Here is a 2,000-nt window from a genome sequence, read left to right on the forward strand (position 1 = left end):
CCCGCCGTGGTCTGCGTCGCCGATGGCGGAGTCCAACTGCGTCAGGTGGTCGCGCCTCCGCTTCGATGCGCTCCGCGACCGCCTCGACCGCCGCGACGACCGCTGCCCCGTCGTCGGTCATCTCGTCGTCAGCGCCGGTGTGTCCGCCGGCGCGTCGAACAGCTCCTTCAGTTCGTCGTCGACCGCGCACACCGTGATCGACGCGCCCGCCATGTCCAGCGAGGTCATGTAGTCACCGACCCACGCGTCGTAGGTCTCCAGACCGCGCTCGTCGAGCAGCTCCTGAAGCCGCCGGTTGACCACGAACAGCTCCATCTGCGGCGTCCCGCCCATCCCGTTGACGATCGTGAGCACCTCTTGGCCCTCGTCGAGGTCGAGGTCGTCGAGGACCGCGTCGGTCAGCTCCTCGGTGATCGCGTCGGCGGGCATCGTCTCGGTGCGCTCCGTGCCCGGCTCGCCGTGGATACCGATGCCGAGTTCGATCTCGTCGTCGCCCAGATCGAAGGTCGGCTCGCCCTTCTCCGGGGTGACACAGGAGGTGAGCGCGGTGCCCATCGTCCCGACGTTGTCGACCACCTTCTCGGCGACGCGTGTGACCTCGTCGAGGTCGGCCCCCTGCGCGGCCTTCGCGCCGGCGGCCTTGTGGACGAGGATCGTCCCGCAGACGCCCCGGCGGCCGGAGGTGTACAGCGAGTCCTCGACGGCCACGTCGTCGTCCACCACGACGCTTGCGACCTCGACGCCCTCCATCTCCGCGAGTTCGATGGCGGTCTCGAAGTTCATCACGTCGCCCTCGTAGTTTTTGATCACCGCGAGGACGCCGTCGCCCGCGTCGCAGGCCCCGATCAGTTCCTCGAACTCGTCGGCGGTCGGCGAGGAGAACACGTCGCCCGCGGCCGCCCCGTCGAGCATCCCGTCGCCGATGTACCCCGCGTGGGTCGGCTCGTGACCGCTCCCCCGCCGGTGACGATCCCCACCTTCCCCTCCACCGGGCCGTCGTCGCGGACCAGTACTTGGGTGTCCGGGAGTCGGCGCAGTCGGTCGGGATGCGCCGCGGTCATCCCGTCGAGCATCTCGTCGACCACGTCGTCCGGATCGTTGATCAGTTTCTTCATGTACGATCGAACGGACTCGCCCGGACCGGTTAAACGTAGTGGGGGCCGGGGTCGCCGCCGCCCCTCGGCGGTTAGTTCGGCTCGACGTCGAGCGTGCCGCACTCCCGACAGCGGTACACGCCCGCGTCGGTTCGGTCGGCGACGCGGAACTCGTGGCCGTTCTCGCAGCCGCCGCCGTCGTCGAACGCGTCCGCCGCCGGTTCGATGTCGGTCGACTCGCAGGCCGGGCAGGCGAACGCGCCGCCGCCCAACTGTGTCGGCTCGACGAAGTGGTGGCCCTTCCGGCAGCGCCCGCCGTCCTGAATCCCGTCCGTGCCCGGCGAGACGCTCTTGACGTTGCACTTGGGGCAATAATAGGTCCCGTCGCCGGCCTGCTTCGGCGACGCGAAGTAGTGCCCGTTCGTACAGCTACCCCCGTTGTCGAAGGGATCCATACCGCGGGTGACGGCGAACTGGGTGTAAATTGCTTTGGTAGTATTTGTTCAATTATGCCGAAACGACGTGGCATGGACCGGTTCGCGTGTCTTACACCGAGGCAATCTGAACGGCGACGCAGTATCAACTCTCCGGTAGTAGAAGACCGAAATTGGGTGGCTGGGGAGTCCCAGCCCACCAATCCCACACGGCCAAAGACCGTGCGCGTTGTAGGTGGGCCAACACGGATTTGAACCGTGGACCTCCCGGTTATCAGCCGAGCGCTCAACCTGACTGAGCTATTGGCCCAGATGAGCGCATTCAGTCGTTGCGCGGGTAGGATTTTAAGGGTTTCCTTTCGGGAGCCGCCCCGCCGTGTGGCGGTTTCACGGGGGCTCTCGGGGCCCGCGCCGTCAGTCGGTTCGCTTCTGGTCTTCCTCTTCGACGGTGAAATCCACGTCGACGACGTCG

1 protein-coding gene, 1 tRNA gene and 1 pseudogene are annotated in these 2,000 nt (G+C 67.0%); all 3 read right to left on the reverse strand.

Annotated elements, in window-relative coordinates; all coding sequences use genetic code 11:
* Nucleotides 1–117 precede the first annotated feature (117 nt).
* Nucleotides 118–1,115, reverse strand: a pseudogene (gene dhaK, locus BN903_RS04060) (dihydroxyacetone kinase subunit DhaK).
* Nucleotides 1,116–1,186: 71 nt separating this feature from the next.
* Nucleotides 1,187–1,549: a hypothetical protein gene (locus tag BN903_RS04065; protein WP_048076521.1), complete on the reverse strand. Its 363-nt coding sequence runs from the start codon at nt 1,547–1,549 to the stop codon at nt 1,187–1,189.
* Between the two features lie 215 nt (nt 1,550–1,764).
* Nucleotides 1,765–1,838, reverse strand: a tRNA-Ile gene (locus BN903_RS17170).
* Nucleotides 1,839–2,000: the final 162 nt, after the last annotated feature.

The organism is Halorubrum sp. AJ67 (genome assembly GCF_000513435.1).